At 71.0% G+C, this 13,905-nt stretch carries 12 protein-coding genes; 5 read left to right on the top strand and 7 right to left on the bottom strand.

From position 1 onward, the window contains the following. Positions 1-127 precede the first annotated feature (127 nt). The 3 genes from CXP56_RS09710 to CXP56_RS09700 form a co-directional block, all read right to left on the bottom strand. The gene (locus CXP56_RS09710; RefSeq protein ID WP_028846749.1) at positions 128-580 is read right to left on the bottom strand and encodes a YiiD C-terminal domain-containing protein; all 453 of its coding nucleotides are present in this window, start codon (positions 578-580) and stop codon (positions 128-130) included. Positions 581-908: 328 nt separating this feature from the next. After that, positions 909-1,523, bottom strand: coding sequence for a TetR/AcrR family transcriptional regulator (locus CXP56_RS09705; RefSeq protein WP_286900834.1), 615 nt, complete (start codon positions 1,521-1,523; stop codon positions 909-911). Positions 1,524-1,658: 135 nt separating this feature from the next. Then, entirely contained in the window at positions 1,659-2,612 is a 954-nt protein-coding gene (locus CXP56_RS09700; protein ID WP_286900832.1) for an ROK family protein, read from the bottom strand. A gap of 227 nt (positions 2,613-2,839) precedes the next feature. Here CXP56_RS09700 and CXP56_RS09695 point away from each other — a divergent pair, with 227 nt between their 5' ends. The 3 genes from CXP56_RS09695 to CXP56_RS09685 all read left to right on the top strand — a co-directional run bounded on the left by CXP56_RS09695 (position 2,840) and on the right by CXP56_RS09685 (position 9,466). Then, the gene (locus tag CXP56_RS09695) at positions 2,840-6,085 is read left to right on the top strand and encodes an arabinosyltransferase domain-containing protein (protein ID WP_084608980.1); all 3,246 of its coding nucleotides are present in this window, start codon (positions 2,840-2,842) and stop codon (positions 6,083-6,085) included. 790 nt (positions 6,086-6,875) lie between these two features. After that, entirely contained in the window at positions 6,876-8,234 is a 1,359-nt protein-coding gene (locus CXP56_RS09690; protein WP_286900831.1) for a WS/DGAT/MGAT family O-acyltransferase, read from the top strand. Positions 8,235-8,521: 287 nt separating this feature from the next. Beyond that, entirely contained in the window at positions 8,522-9,466 is a 945-nt protein-coding gene (locus CXP56_RS09685) for an alpha/beta hydrolase (RefSeq protein WP_156899110.1), read from the top strand. A 106-nt stretch (positions 9,467-9,572) separates the two neighbouring features. Here the strand turns inward: CXP56_RS09685 and CXP56_RS09680 are convergent, their stop codons facing one another. Next, complete coding sequence (locus CXP56_RS09680) at positions 9,573-10,946, bottom strand: amidase (protein WP_028846755.1); 1,374 nt, start codon at positions 10,944-10,946, stop codon at positions 9,573-9,575. Then, positions 10,943-11,866 (bottom strand): D-2-hydroxyacid dehydrogenase, encoded by a 924-nt coding sequence (locus tag CXP56_RS09675; RefSeq protein ID WP_051309883.1) that lies wholly within the window; start codon positions 11,864-11,866, stop codon positions 10,943-10,945. The genes CXP56_RS09680 and CXP56_RS09675 overlap by 4 nt, the downstream gene beginning before the upstream one ends. Before the next feature lie 128 nt (positions 11,867-11,994). Here CXP56_RS09675 and CXP56_RS09670 point away from each other — a divergent pair, with 128 nt between their 5' ends. Further along, positions 11,995-12,711, top strand: coding sequence for a maleate cis-trans isomerase family protein (locus CXP56_RS09670; protein WP_028846757.1), 717 nt, complete (start codon positions 11,995-11,997; stop codon positions 12,709-12,711). Continuing rightward, positions 12,708-13,421, top strand: coding sequence for a GntR family transcriptional regulator (locus CXP56_RS09665; RefSeq protein WP_028846758.1), 714 nt, complete (start codon positions 12,708-12,710; stop codon positions 13,419-13,421). The genes CXP56_RS09670 and CXP56_RS09665 overlap by 4 nt, the downstream gene beginning before the upstream one ends. On the opposite strand, the gene CXP56_RS09660 is transcribed toward CXP56_RS09665, so the two are convergent. Together CXP56_RS09660 and CXP56_RS09655 are read right to left on the bottom strand one after the other, a co-directional pair. After that, positions 13,418-13,600: a hypothetical protein gene (locus CXP56_RS09660; protein ID WP_028846759.1), complete on the bottom strand. Its 183-nt coding sequence runs from the start codon at positions 13,598-13,600 to the stop codon at positions 13,418-13,420. The genes CXP56_RS09665 and CXP56_RS09660 overlap by 4 nt on opposite strands. Before the next feature lie 26 nt (positions 13,601-13,626). Next, positions 13,627-13,884, bottom strand: a complete 258-nt coding sequence (locus CXP56_RS09655; RefSeq protein WP_028846760.1) for a DUF6879 family protein — start codon at positions 13,882-13,884, stop codon at positions 13,627-13,629. Positions 13,885-13,905: the final 21 nt, after the last annotated feature.

The following is a 13,905-nucleotide window of genomic DNA, read 5'->3' as shown; positions in this document are numbered from 1 at the left end:
GGTACCTGGCGGGCAGGCCGGATGCCGTCGGCGTCCTGGCCGTTGGGCAGAGCACGGTGTCTTCCTCTGACCCGCCTTGCTCCACCGCGTCGCGTGGGCCGGGGCGGCGCCGCCGACACCGGCCACCTCAACCGAGTCGGCGCAGCTGGTACAGCCCGTGCGTCCTGGCCACCACCGTGCCCTCGGTGTCGGTCAGCTCGGCGTCCAGCTCGAAGTCGGCCTTGCCGTTGGCCTCCGCTTCCTCGGCCACCGCCGCGATCGTTTCCTCGGCGAGTGCGGCCTGCGACCGCACCGCCGTCTTGGCCGGCCGGAGGAAACTGATCCGCAGGTCCTTCACCAGCGGGAAGAAGCGGGTGGTGTCGAACGAGGCGACCGCGATCGCCCCGCCGAGCAGTTCGGCCACGGTGAACAGCACCCCGGCGTACATCACGCCGAAGTGGTTGCCGTTGCCCTCCATGGGCACTTCCGCGGCGGCGAACCCCGGTCGCACCTCGACCACCCGCGCGCCCATGGCGTGCGCCACCGGGATGGTGTGCTCCACGGCCTTGTTGACCAGGGTGACGTAGTCCGGCTCGGTCATCCGTTCAGCAACCCTCTCGCTACCTGGGTGATCTGCACTTCGTTGGAGCCCGCGTGGATCATCGGCGACGCCGGCCAGGGACCGGAAGGTGCTGCCGTGCGTGCTGCCCGGCGAACCGGAAGCGCCGGAATGTCCGATGGCTGCCTCCTTGCCCGGCACGGGCATCCCTCCGTCAGACTGATGACAAGTGTCGTCAATTTAGGATCCGGGCCGACGCGCGTCAACAGGCGCCCGGCGGAGTTCACCACGAGGGCGGATGCCGGGCTCGTACTGGTCGGCCGCCAGCAAGGCAAAGAAAGTCCACCACGACGCGGACGACGGACCGGGCTCAGCCGCGCGGCCGCTCGCCCCAGAACAGCAGGACGGTGCGCACGCACTTGTCGATCAGCTCCTCGCGGCTGACCGGCAACGTCCCGGACAGCCAGCCGAAGAACAGCGTGGCCACCGCGCCGGTCAGCGCCACCGACGTCAGCACGCTCTCGTTCTTGCTCGCCCCCGGCGGCAGCTGCCTGCGCACCAACCGGGTGAAGGTCGGCGCCACGCCGATGCTCACCCCGCTCAGCGCGGGATCCGACAACGGCTCGACCAGCAGCAGGCGGCCCTTGCGCGGATCGTCCAGGCACACCGAGACGAGCGCGTCGACCGCCGCGCGCGCCTGCTCCTCGCGGCTGCTCCCCGCCGCCGGGGTGGTCGCCTCCATGGCCTGCTGAAGCTCCTCGGCCACCTGCAGGAACAGTGCCGACAGCAGCTCGTCCCGGCCGGCGAAGTTCTCGTAGAAGTACCGGTCGGTCAGGCCCGCCCTGCGGCACACCGACCGCACCGTCACCCCGGCGCCACCATGCTCGCCGAGCAGATCCAGCGCAGCGTCCAGCAGCGCCGCACGCCGTGCCGCGCGCCGCTGTTCCAGGGTCGTTCCTGCCCACAGCCGCTGCCGGGACGCCACGGCACCAGGTTAGGCCGCGCGCGCGAACCCGACTCGGTGACCGGCCCGTCCGCCCTCGCTGTGCGCCCGCCCTGCCCTCGTCGTGCGCCGGTCGTCCGGCCCGGCTGGGCGGCCAACGAAGACGCCGTGGCCGGGTCAGGCGATTGGATCGGGCAGTGCCGCGAACGCCAGCCTGGCGGCCCCGAGCAGGCACGCCGACCGCCCCAGCGGCGACGGCACCACGGTGATACCGCGGATGTAGGACAACCCGGCGTGCTCGGCGAGATGGCGGCGCAGCGGTTCGAACAGCACCTCACCGACCTGGGTCACGCCCCCGCTGAGCACAGCCACCTCGATGTCGGCCAGCGCGGCGGTACCCGCGATCGCTGCCGCCAAGGCGCGCGCGGCACGGTCGAAGGCGGCCAATGCCAGCTCGTCCCCGGCGCGCGCCGCTTCGGCCAGGGCGGCGGTCGCCGGCTCGCCCTGCCACCCGTTGTCGACCGCCCACCGCGCGATCGACGTTCCCGATGCGATCGCTTCCACGCAGCCGCGCCCGCCGCACGCGCACTCCGGGCCGTCGACGTCGACCACGAGGTGCCCGATGTGGCCGGCGTTGCCGGACTGCCCAGCCCGGACCTGGCCGTCGAGGATCAGGCCTCCCCCGATACCGGTGGACACGGTGATCACCAACGCGTCCCGGTGGTCCTTGGCGCCGCCGTAGGCCAGCTCGGCGGCGGCCAGCGCGACCCCGTCCAGCGCGAACGCCGACGGCAACCCGGGCGCGATCGCGGCCACCCGTTCCATCAGCGGAAACTCCCGCCAATCCGGTACGTTGAGCGGGCTCGCGGTCCCGGTGCGCACGTCGACCGGCCCCGCACTGCACACCCCGACCACGGCGACGCGTGCCCCGTGCGGCCCGGCAAGCACGTCCCCGGCCGCCTTGGTCAACGTCGCGGCAATGGCCTCGGCGCCCTGGCCCGCGGGTGTGCGGACCTCGGTGGCATCCACCACGGTGCCGTCCGGCGCGACGACGCCGACGGCGATCTTGGTGCCCCCGAAGTCGATCGCCAGGGCCAACGGGGACGAGGAAGCTGAGGTCATGCCGGTCATGTCGCTGAGATTGCCATGCCGGGCCGGGACGTCGCGACGGCGCTCCCCGCGCGCCTGCCCTTCTGTGACAGGCGGCACGGACGGCACGGACACCACGCCCCGCCTGGCGCGGGGATCACCGGCCGGAACACCAGCCAGACCAGCGCCCGGCTCACCACACCCCACCGGACACGGGGATCACCGAGCCCACGGCAAGCCGATCATGGCCGTGCGTTAGCGTGACTGCGATGTCGGGTGCGAGTCACGGCGCCCAAACCGCTGTCGAGGTGGGGGAGCCGCAAACGGACGCGCCCCCTGCCGATGCCATCCGCCAGGGGGGCAGGCGTCGGCTGCCCAGCTGGTCACCGGCACGCTGGCGGCTCGTCGCGAAGGTCCTCGGCATCGTCAGTGCGCTGTGCGCGCTGGCCATCCCGTTCATGCCGATCATCCAGGACACCGCGCGGATCGTATGGCCGGCGCCGAACAGCACGCAAGCGATCAACACGCCGCTGGTCGGCTACTGGGCGCTGGAAATCGACGCGACGGTGCCGTGCGCGACGATCAAGTCGGCGGACGACGCCCTGGTCTCGCGTGCCATGTTGCTGTCGACGGTGCCGCGAGCCCGGATCAACACCGGCGTCGGCATGCACATGGACGTCGACAACAACGTGCTCACCGTGGTCAACCGCGGGCAGCAGATCGTCAGCCAGCCGCTCCCCGAGTCCGGATGCGACGTCCGCTTCACCTCCACCGGCGAGCGCACCAGGATCACCGTGGCCGGTGCGACGGTGTACGACGAGGCCTCCGACGTCCGGCCGCGCGTGGTCGGCGTCTACTCGGACATCGCCGCCGACCGTGACCCCATCGACGGCCTGCAGGTGTCGATCACGCCGGACACCCGCTACCAGTCGTCGCCCACGGTGTGGAAGACGCTGGTCACGGTGATCGGCGTGCTGGCCCTGCTCGGCTGTCTGCTCGCGGTCAACCGGCTGGATTCCCGGGTCGCCAGGCGGGCGCCGCGGTGGGCACCGATCGGCTGGTGGAAGCTGACGCTGCGCGACCTCACGGTCATCGGCGCGCTCGGACTGTGGGTGTTCATCGGCCCGGTGACCTCGGACGACGGCTACATCCTGTCCATGGCCAGGGTGGCCGAGGACGCCGGCTACCTGACCAACTACCACCGCTGGTTCGGTGTCGCCGAGGCGCCGTTCGGCTGGTTCTACCACCTCACCGAGCTGATGACCGAGGTGTCCACGGTGCCGCCGTGGATCCGGCTGCCGTCGTTCGTGCTCGCGGTCATCGCCTGGCTGCTGATCAGCCGGGAGATCCTGCCCCGCCTCGGCAACCAGGTGCGCCACTCCAAGGCCGCCGCGTGGGCCGCCGCCGCGGTCTTCCTGGTGTGGTGGATGCCGTTCAACAACGGGGTGCGGCCGGAGCCGGTCGCCGCGGTCGGCTCGCTGCTGGCCATCGCCGCCGTGGAGCGCACCCTGGTGACCCGCCGCCTGCTGCCGCTGTGCCTCGGCCTGATCGCCGCGGCGCTGACGTTGGCGGCGACCCCGACCGGGCTGATCGCCGTCGCGCCGTTCATCGTGGCCGCCCGGCCGTTGTGGCGGCTGCTCAAGCAGCGCGCCGAAGCGGGCTGGGTGACCGTGCTGGCCCCGATCGGCGCCGCCGGGTTCGCGGTGCTGTTCGTCGTGTTCGCCGACCAGACGTTCGCCACGGTGGTGGAGGCCACCAGGTTGCGCAACCAGGTCGGGCCGAGCCTGGCGTGGTTCCAGGAGTTCTCCCGCTACGACCTGCTGTTCGGGGGCGGCGGCAACTCCGGCGACGACTCGCTGACCAGGCGTTTCCCGGTCCTGCTGATCGTGCTGTGTGTCGCCACCTGCCTGGTGGTCATGCTGCGCCGCGGACGCATTCCGGGCGCCGCGCTCGGCCCGTCCCGGCGGCTCATCGGCACCACGGCACTGTTCTTCCTGCTGCTCGCCCTGACCCCGACGAAGTGGACGCACCACTTCGGGGCGTTCGCCGCGGTGGGATCGGCCATGGCGGCGCTGACCGCGTTGGCCACCAGCTCGTCGGTGCTGCGGTCGAACCGCAACCGCAACGCCTTCCTGGCCGGGCTGCTGGTGGTCGCGGCGCTGGCCACCACCGGGCCGAACTCGTACTGGTTCGTCTCCAAGCTCGGCGTGCCGTGGGCCGACACCGCCCCGGAGATCGCCGGCGTCAAGGTCGCCACGCTGCTGGTGGTCGGCGCGGTCGTGGCCGCCGCGGTGGCCTGGGTGCAGAACGTGCGGTTCCAGCCGCCCAAGCGCGGCAAGCGCACCACGTCCGACCGCCGCTCCCGCGCGCTGGCACTCAGCTCGGCGTCGCTGACCATCGTGTGCGGCCTGGTCGCGCTGTGGGAGTTCGCCACGGTCGCCACCGCGGCGGTCAACCAGCGCGGCAGCTACAGCCTCGCCGCAGCGAACATCGATCACCTCTTCGGCGACACGTGCAACCTGTCCGACCACGTGCTGGTGGAGCGCGCGCCCGCGTCGAACGTCCTGCCGGAGCATCCGCCGCACCTGCAGCAGACCGCGCCGGAGAAGGAGCCGGAGAAGGAGCGCAAGAAGGACAAGAAGAAGTCCGACCCGCTTCCACCGCCGGACAACGACAACGGCATGAGCCTGACCGGCTTCCACACCCGGTCGGTCGGCGAGCAGGACCCGCTGAACTCGCCGCCGCACGACTTCGCCGAGAACAACGTGCCGATGTGGAGCAGCTACCGGAACCCGCAGGGCGCCGCCGGCCAGCTGCGCACCCAGTGGTTCAAGATCAGCCCCAAGGACTTCGACAAGCAGCTGGTCGTCTCGGTGGCGGGCGGGCTGGCGCCCGGACTGAAGATGGCCGCGGAGTACGGTGTGCCCACCAAGAAGGGCTTCAAGGTGGTCGAGCGGCGGCCGATGCCGATCCCGCCGACCGCGGCCACCCGGTGGGAGGACTCCCGGATCTCCCAACAGGGCATCGACGCGAAAGTCCGGGCGGTGCGCATCGTCGCCGACGACACCAACCTCACCGAGGACGGCTGGATCGCCCTGTCCGCGCCGCGGGTGCCGGAGCTGACCACGCTCACCCTGCGCCTGCGGGACAAGCCGGTCTACATGGACTGGCCGACGTCGTTCGTGTATCCGTGCGTCGATTTGCCCAAGGTGCGGGACGGCATCGCGGAGATGCCGCGCTACCGGATCACCGCCGGGCTGCTGGCCCACGAAGCCGGCTGGGCAGGCAGCAACGGAGGCGGCCCGATCGGCTACCTGGAAACCGTCGCCGACATGCCGGAGATCCCCAGCTTCCTGCGCGGCGACCCCAAGCAGTCGTGGGGCCAGCTGCTGCAGGTCCGCCCGCTGGAGCGCGGCGCGGAGCCGCAGATCATCCGCGGCCAGGAGGTGCACCCCGGCTGGTGGTCACCGGGGCCGGGACCGGCGCAACCGGACGGTCGCACGCCCACGCGCTGACCACGATGGTTCTCTGCCGCGCACCCGCTCGGGCTGCCGCGGTGGCCCAGCGAACCCCACGCTGCCGTGGCAGCCCCGCACCTCCCCCACGCACTGATCACACCAGCCCCACGGACACGGCGACCAGCAACCCCCAATTGCCGATCGGCGGCGTCCTCGGCGCTGTCCGACGTGGTGCCGCGCTACTTCCAGCACCCCGCGTCCGCGGCTTCTTGCACCCAGCGCGGGAGAACTGGCCAACGGCTCCCCGGCGGCGGTGAAGTGGCGCGGCGGCCCGCCCTTGCATGCGAGGAACCGGTAGAGCCCCTCGGCTCTCCTGCTCACACAAGGGCGGCTCTGCACCTCGGACGCCACGGAACTGAAGAGGCGCCGCTCACCCACACAACGGCGGCCCCACACCCCGGACACCACAGAACTAAAGCAACGCCGCTCTCCTGCTCGCACACGGGTGGCTCGTACTCTGCGTGCGCGGAACCGGCCGGGTTGCCGCCCACGATCCGTTCTCGCATCCTGCACGTGAGCACTGGCCGATGGGTCCTCAGCGGAGGTGGATCAGGCGCGGTCTCGCACTCTGCGCGAGCCGACCGGGTCGTCGCCGATCCAGCCCTTGCGGACCAGGCGGTCTCGCACCCTGCGAGAAGCCGACACGGCCGGGACTCCCCTCGGACGCCCTCGCCCCGTCCCCTGCGTCGCCGACGATTCCTGAGCGAAACGTGTGAGATGCCGTGTGCTCTGCGCGCATGGCCCGTAGGCTCGAAGCACCGCACGTGCGAAAGAGGGTGGCGGCGACGTGAAGTTCATGCCGGTGACCGATTCCATGTTCCTGCTCATCGAGTCGCGGGAGCACCCGATGCACGTGGGCGGGCTGCAGCTGTTCCGGAAACCGGAGGGCGCCGGCGACGACTACGTCGCCCAGCTGTACCGCGACCTGATCGACAAGTCCGAGGTCAGGCCGCTGTTCCGGCAGCGGCCCGCCGGGCCGGTGAACTCGCTCGGGCAGCTCGCCTGGACCGAGGACACCGAGCTCGACCTCAGCTACCACGTGCGCCGCTCCGCGCTGCCCACTCCCGGCCGGGTGCGGGAGCTGCTGGAGATCACCTCCCGCTGGCACGGCACGCTGCTCGACCGGCACCGTCCGCTGTGGGAGACGCACTTCATCGAAGGGCTGAACGACGGCCGCTTCGCCATCTACACCAAGATCCACCACGCCATGCTCGACGGGGTCTCCGCGCTGCGGCACATGCAGTTGTCGCTGACGCCCGACCCCGACGCCCGCGACTGCGAGATGTGGTGGTCGCTCAAGCCGCCCAAGCGGTCGAAACCACCGCAGCAGCGCTCGTTGCTCGACCGCGTGCGTGGCATCGCCGGCGAGCTGGCCGGACTGGGCCCCGCCACGCTGAAGACGGTGAACGAGATCCGGCGCGAGCAGTCGATCACCCTGCCGTTGCAGGCGCCGCGGACGATGTTCAACGTCTCCATTGGCGGGGCGCGCCGCGTCGCCGCGCAGTCCTGGCCGATCGAGGCCTTCCGGCAGATCGGCAAGGCAGCCGGGTGCACCATCAACGACGTCGTGCTGACCGTGTGCGCGGGTGCGCTGCGCGACTACCTGATCGAGCACCGGGCACTGCCCGACCAGTCGCTGACCGCGATGGTGCCGGTGTCGCTGCGCGCCAGCGAAGGAGCCGAGCGCGGCGGCAACGCGATCGGCGCTCTGCTGTGCCGGCTGGGGACGGACGTCGCCGACCCGGCGAAACGGCTGGAAGTGGTCAGCCACTCGATGCGGGAGGGCAAGCGGCTGTTCTCGGAGCTGACCCCGCTGCAGGTGCTGCTGCTGTCGGCGGTGAACGTCGCCCCGCTCGGCCTGTCCCCCATCCCCGGGATCGCCGACCACACCAAGCCGCCGTTCAACCTGGTGATCTCCAACGTGCCCGGCCCGCGCCAGAAGATGTACTTCAACGGCGCGCAGCTGGACGGCATCTACCCGGCGTCGATCTGCCTGGACGGCCAGGCCGTCAACATCACCATGACCAGCTACGACGACCAGATCGGGTTCGGCATCGTCGGCTGCCGCCGGTCCGTACCGCACCTGCAGCGGATGTTGCTGCACCTCGACACCGCGCTGGAAGAACTCACCGCGGCGGTGTTGTGAGCCGCGGCGGTGCTGTAAGGCGCCACGGTGCCGTGAACCGCCGCGGTGCTGTGAACGGCCACGGTGCCGTGAACCGCCGCGGTGCCGTGAGCAGCCACGGTGCTGTCAACCGCGGCGGTGTAGTGAGCCACGGCGGTGCTGTAAGGCGCCACGGTGCTGTGAGCCGCCGCCGTCGTGCTCCGGCTGCGGCCTGACTCGGGGCATGCGTCCGGACCAGCCTGTGGCCTGACTCGCGTCATGCGTCCGGACCCGCCCAATTGAGATACCGTGGGTATCCGGAGGTGGCGATGACACAGGCAGCAACCCGGCCGCCGCGCCTGAGCCTGCACTCACGCGTGCTGTACGCGACGTTCTGGCTGTTCGGCCGCACGGTCGGCCGATTCGTTCCGATCACGCACCCGAAGGTGCTGCGGGCCGCCGAGCAGTGGGACGCACACGCCGGGCGGCGCAAGCGCATGCCGCGCGGTATCACCGTCACACCGGTACAGCTGGACGGATTCGAGGCCGAGTGGCTGCGGCCCGAGGGCGCGGTCGACGACGCGGCGATCCTGTACTTCCACGGCGGCGGATTCTTCTCCGGCGGGCTGAACACGCACCGGCCTGCCGTGTCCGCCATGGCCAAGCGCAGCAAGGTTCCCGCGTTCTCGGTCGCCTACCGGCAGCTGCCCAGCACACCGATCAACGGCTCCGTGGCGGACTGCCTGGCGGCTTACCGGCACCTGCTCGGCACCGGCTTGCGGCCCGAGCGCATCGTCTTCGCCGGCGACTCCGCGGGCGGGTACCTGACGTTCGCGACGGCGCTCAAGGCCCGCGACGAGGGCCTGCCGCTGCCCGCGGGCCTGGTCGCACTGAGCCCGGTGACCGACCTGGAAGGCCAGGCGCGGAGCAAGCACGCCAACTGGGGCAAGGACACCTACATCCTGGCCAAGCACCTCAGCAAGGCGGCCGAGCTGTGGTCCACCGACCCGGACGGCCAGGGGCCGCCGATCTCCCCGGTCCGGGCGGACCTGACCGGCATGCCGCCCACGTTGATCATGGCGGCGGAGACCGAGGTGCTGCTGGCGGACGCGGAAGCGATGGCCGAGGCCCTGTGGGCGGCAGGCGCCGAGTGCAAGCTGGAGGTCTGGCGCGGCCAGGTGCACGCCTTCCCGGTGCTGGCGCCGACGCCGGAAGTCCGGCTGGCCGTCGGGCACATCGCCGAGTTCATCCAGCAGGTGCTGAAGGCGAGCTGATCAGCCGCGCCGCTGGGGGCGCCTGCTCGCCTGACGCATGCCTGCGGCACCACCACGGCTGGCCGCCTGCGCGATGCGCATCGGCGGCCTGCAGGCACGACCCGGGCTACCGGGCTGCCTGCCCGGCCAGCACCTGCTCCACGTGCCGCGCGAATGCCAGCACCACGTCGTCGGCGTGCCGCGGACCGACGATCTGCAGCCCCACCGGCAGCCCGTCCGAGGTGCGCCCGATCGGCAGGCTGATCGCGGGCTGCTGGGTCATGTTGAACGGGTAGGTGAACCCGGTCCACTGCCACCACTTGGTGTACGGCCCGCCCGGCGGGACGTCGTGCCCGGCCTCGAACGGGCGCACCGGCATCATCGGGGTGATCAGCACGTCGTAGCGGGTGTGGAACTCGCCCATGCGGATGCCCAGCGCCGCCCGGGTCTCGTTGGCGGTCAGGTAGTCCACCGCCGAGAAGGTCCTGCCCAGATCCCAGATCTTGCCCAGCCCGGGGTCGACCTTCTCCCGCGCGCCGGGCGGAAACGCGCTCAGCGCCTTCGCCGCCCCGCACGCCCACAGCACTTCGAAGGCGTCGGCCGGATCGGCGAAGCCCGGGTCGGCCTCGTCGACGGCGATGCCGGATTCCCGGACGGCTTGCACCGCATCCGCGGCGACCCCGGCGATCTCCGGGTCCACGTCGACGTAGCCGAGCGTGGGCGAGAACGCTGCCTTGAGCCCGCTGACGTCCCGCGCCACCGCCTCCGCGAACGTCTCGTCCATCGACGGTGGTGAGGTCGGGTCGCGGGGGTCGGGCTGCGCCAGGACGTCCATCATCAGCGCGATGTCGTCGACCGTGCGCGCGAACGGACCGGCGTGCGCCAGCGCCCCGAACGGGCTCGCCGGATACAGCGGAATTCGGCCGTGAGTCGGTTTGAAGCCGACGACACCGCAGAACGAGGCAGGAATGCGTACCGAGCCACCGGCGTCGGTGCCGACCGACAGCACGCCCATGTCGGCTGCCACGGCCGCGGCACTCCCGCCGCTGGAGCCGCCCGCGGTCTTGCTCGGGTCGTGCGGGTTGCGCGTGACGCCGCACAGGCGCGAGTCCGTCGTGGCCTTCCAGCCGAGCTCCGGGGTGGTGACCTTGCCCAGCACGACCAGGCCGGCTTCCCGCATGCGCGCCATCACCGGGCTGTCGACGTCCCACGGCTGGTCCGGGTCGATGCACAGCGAGCCGCGCAGCGTTGGCCAGCCCTTGGTGAGGAAGACGTCCTTGACCGACGACGGCACGCCGTCCAGCGGACTGCGCTGCTCACCCGACCGCCAGCGGCGTTCCGATTCCCTGGCCTGTGCCAGCGCCTGGTCGGCGTCCACCAGGCAGTAGGCGTTGAGCTCGCCGTCTCGCTTCTCGATGGCCTCCAGCGCGGCCTGCGTGGCCTCGACCGGTGACAGCGTGCCCTGCGCGTACTCGGCGGCCAGCGCGGTCGCGGTGGTCATCTGCTTCCTCCCGTCGGTACGTAGCCTCGCTTCTTGTCCACGACGTTGTGTAGCGGCTCGCCCGCGATCCAGCGCCGGAAGTTCGCCACGAACACCCGGGCGAGGGTGTCCTTCCAGCCGACCGTGTCACCGGACATGTGGGGCGACACGACGACGTTCTCCATCGTCCACAAAGGACTCTCCGACGGCAGCGGCTCCTGGTCGAAGACGTCCAGCGCGGCACCGGCCAGCTCCCCCGCCCGCAACGCGGCGATCAGGTCCTCGGTGACGACGTGCTCACCGCGGCCGACGTTGATGAACCGGGCGGTGGGTTTCATCGCGGCGAACACCCTGCGGTCGAACATGCCGCGGGTCTCGTCGGTCAGCGGCAGGACGGCGATGACGAAATCGGCCCAGCCCACGTGGTCCGGCAGTTCCGCCGAGGAGTGCACGATGCCGAAGTCGGGATCGTCCTCGCGGGCTCTCCGGCCGGCACCGCGGACCTCGATGCCGACGGCTCGCAGCAGACGTGCGATGGCCGCGCCGATCGGGCCCGTACCGACGACCAGTGCCTTGCGCCCGCCGACCCGTTCGGTCTCCCGCCACTCCCAGCGACGTTCGCGCTGCAGCTGCAGCGTGCGGGGGAAGTCCTTGGCGAATGCGATCACCAGCCCGAGGACGTATTCGGCGATGGCGTCGTCGAACACCCCGCGGGAGTTGGTCAGCACGACGTCGCTGTCGCGCAGGTCGTCGAACAGGATCGCGTCGACCCCCGCGCTCGCCACATGTACCCACTGCAGCTTGTCCGCCGCAGGCCAGGCCGCACGGACCGCCGGGGAGAAGAAGTCCCAGACGAAGAGCACGTCTGCGCCCGCCAGAGCGTCACGCAGCCCGTCGGCCCGGACGTAACGGACCTCGGCGAGCCGCTCGACCTCGGCCATTCCCCGCGGCTGGTCGTCGCCGCACAGCACGGTCACGACAGGAGTTTCTGGCACGTTGACACGCTAGGAGCGGTTCGTATGATTGTCAACAATCCGCGCCTGCGGACGCCCAGACGTCAGGGAGCACCGTGCACACGATCGGTTTCATCTATCCCGACCACGCCGCCGAGGACGACTATCCGTATGCCGAGCAGTTGCTCGAGGGGACCGCAAGCGCGGCGAAGCTGGTGGTCGAGCACATCTACGGCACCGACCTGCACGCCGTGGCGGAGCTGATGGACCTCGGCTCGCCTGCCAAGCTGGCCGACGGCGCGGCCAAGCTGGCCAAGCACTCCCCCACGGCCGTGGTGTGGGCGTGTACCAGCGGGAGTTTCGTCTACCGGCCGGATGGCGCAGCCGAGCAGGCGCGCAAGCTGAGCGAAGCCGCGGGGGTCCCGGCGTCGAGCACGTCCTTCGCGTTCACCAACGCCGCCCAGGCGCTCGGGGTGCGGCGAGTGGCAGTAGCGGCGAGCTATCCCGAAGACATCGCCGCCCTGTTCGAGGAGTTCTTGTCCCATCACGGCCTGAAGGTCGTCTCGCGGACGTCCGCAGGCATCGACACGGCCGCGGAGGTCGGCCGGCTCCGGCCGGACGAGGTGGTCGCGCTGGCGGCGGCGAACGACCACCCGGACGCGGACGCGCTGCTGATTCCGGACACGGCGATGCACACGCTGAGGGTCGTCCCGACAATCGAAGAGCGCATCGGGAAACCGGTGCTGACCGCGAATCAGGTCACGGTGTGGGAAGGCCTGCGCCTGGCGGGGTTGCCGCAGCGCGCCGAGCAGTTGGGAGCGTTGTTTCGGTGAACATGCCGGATGTCCAGCCGATCAGCCGGGAATCCACCGCCGCGATCATCGCCCGGCAGCTGCGCGAAGCCATCATGACCGGCGCGCTGCAGCCCGGTACGCAGCTCGGTGAGGCCGAGCTGGCGGCCCGGTTCCAGGTCTCCCGGGGGCCACTGCGGGAGGCCATGCAGCGGCTGGTGTCGGAGGGTCTGCTGCGCAGCGAGCGCCATCGCGGGCTGTTCGTCATCGAGCTGGAACCGGGTGACGTCTACGACATCTACGCCGCCCGCGCGGCGATCGAACGCGCCGCGTTGATCCGCATCATCCGGTCCGACCCGAAGAAGGCGGCCAAGCGGCTGCGGGAGGTGCTGGCGGAGATGGCGGGCGCCGCCGACGACGGTGATCCGTCCGCGGTCAGCCGCGCCGACCTGCGGTTCCACGAGGAGCTGGTGGCGCTGTCGGGCAGCCGCAGGCTGGCCAGGATGGCCAGCACGCTGTTGATCGAGACCCGGATGTGCCTGGCCGCGCTGCAACGTACCGGCCACAGCCCCGCCGACCGGGTCGCCGAGCACACCGCGATCGTCGACGCCATCGAAGCGGGCGACGAGGAACGAGCACTGGCACTGCTCGAGGCGCACATGGAGGACGCGATCAACCGCCTCGCGCCCGGTACCAGCCTGTACTCGGCCCCGCCCGATGTGCCGAAGGACGGCGTCGACATCTCAGGTTAGGCGCAACCGGGATGCGCTGCCTCGTGCCGCGACGACACCACACGCCCCTGCGCACCCAGGGCGTGAACCAACCCAGCCAGCGCCTGCAGATACTTCCCCAGTTCGGCCAGCAACGGGAGCGGCGGCAACTCGCCGAGGTGGTGCGCGTCCTCGAGCACGTTGCACAGCCGCAAGATCACCCCCGCCAGGTGCGGGTTGTGGATCGCTACCCGGGCGTGAACGGACGCCGGGCCACTTCGAGGCGCTGCATGACCTTGCCCTCGGCGCGGCGAGCCCGGATCAGTTCGTGCCATTCACTGTTCGGTCCTGCCGTTCGGTCCGGGCAGCTTCGGCTCTCCGGCCGATACCGACGCAGATCCTCCTGCTCATCGGGAATCTTGTAGGTCTGCTGGCACTCGAGCCGGACGGTCGACTTCTCGAACTCACCGAAGAGGACAGCGACTTCTCTGTACGAGACCGGCATTCCTCACCCTTCGCCCCGGAG

The sequence above is a fragment of the Thermocrispum sp. genome (genome assembly GCF_002919275.1).
In the GTDB taxonomy this organism is placed as follows: Bacteria; Actinomycetota; Actinomycetes; order Mycobacteriales; family Pseudonocardiaceae; genus Thermocrispum; species Thermocrispum agreste.
Note: the sequence above shows the minus strand (reverse complement) of the source record. Positions and strands in the feature narration are given on the sequence as shown.

Bases quoted from the DNA above. Each gene is read 5' to 3' on its own strand.
- CXP56_RS09685 (WP_156899110.1), top strand. From the start codon at position 8,522: ATGACACAGGCAGCAACCCGGCCGCCGCGCCTGAGCCTGCACTCACGC.
- CXP56_RS09655 (WP_028846760.1), bottom strand. From the start codon at position 13,884: ATGCCGGTCTCGTACAGAGAAGTCGCTGTCCTCTTCGGTGAGTTCGAG.
- CXP56_RS09675 (WP_051309883.1), bottom strand. From the start codon at position 11,866: ATGGCCGAGGTCGAGCGGCTCGCCGAGGTCCGTTACGTCCGGGCCGAC.
- CXP56_RS09700 (WP_286900832.1), bottom strand. From the start codon at position 2,612: ATGACCGGCATGACCTCAGCTTCCTCGTCCCCGTTGGCCCTGGCGATC.
- CXP56_RS09710 (WP_028846749.1), bottom strand. From the start codon at position 580: ATGACCGAGCCGGACTACGTCACCCTGGTCAACAAGGCCGTGGAGCAC.
- CXP56_RS09695 (WP_084608980.1), top strand. From the start codon at position 2,840: ATGTCGGGTGCGAGTCACGGCGCCCAAACCGCTGTCGAGGTGGGGGAG.
- CXP56_RS09680 (WP_028846755.1), bottom strand. From the start codon at position 10,946: ATGACCACCGCGACCGCGCTGGCCGCCGAGTACGCGCAGGGCACGCTG.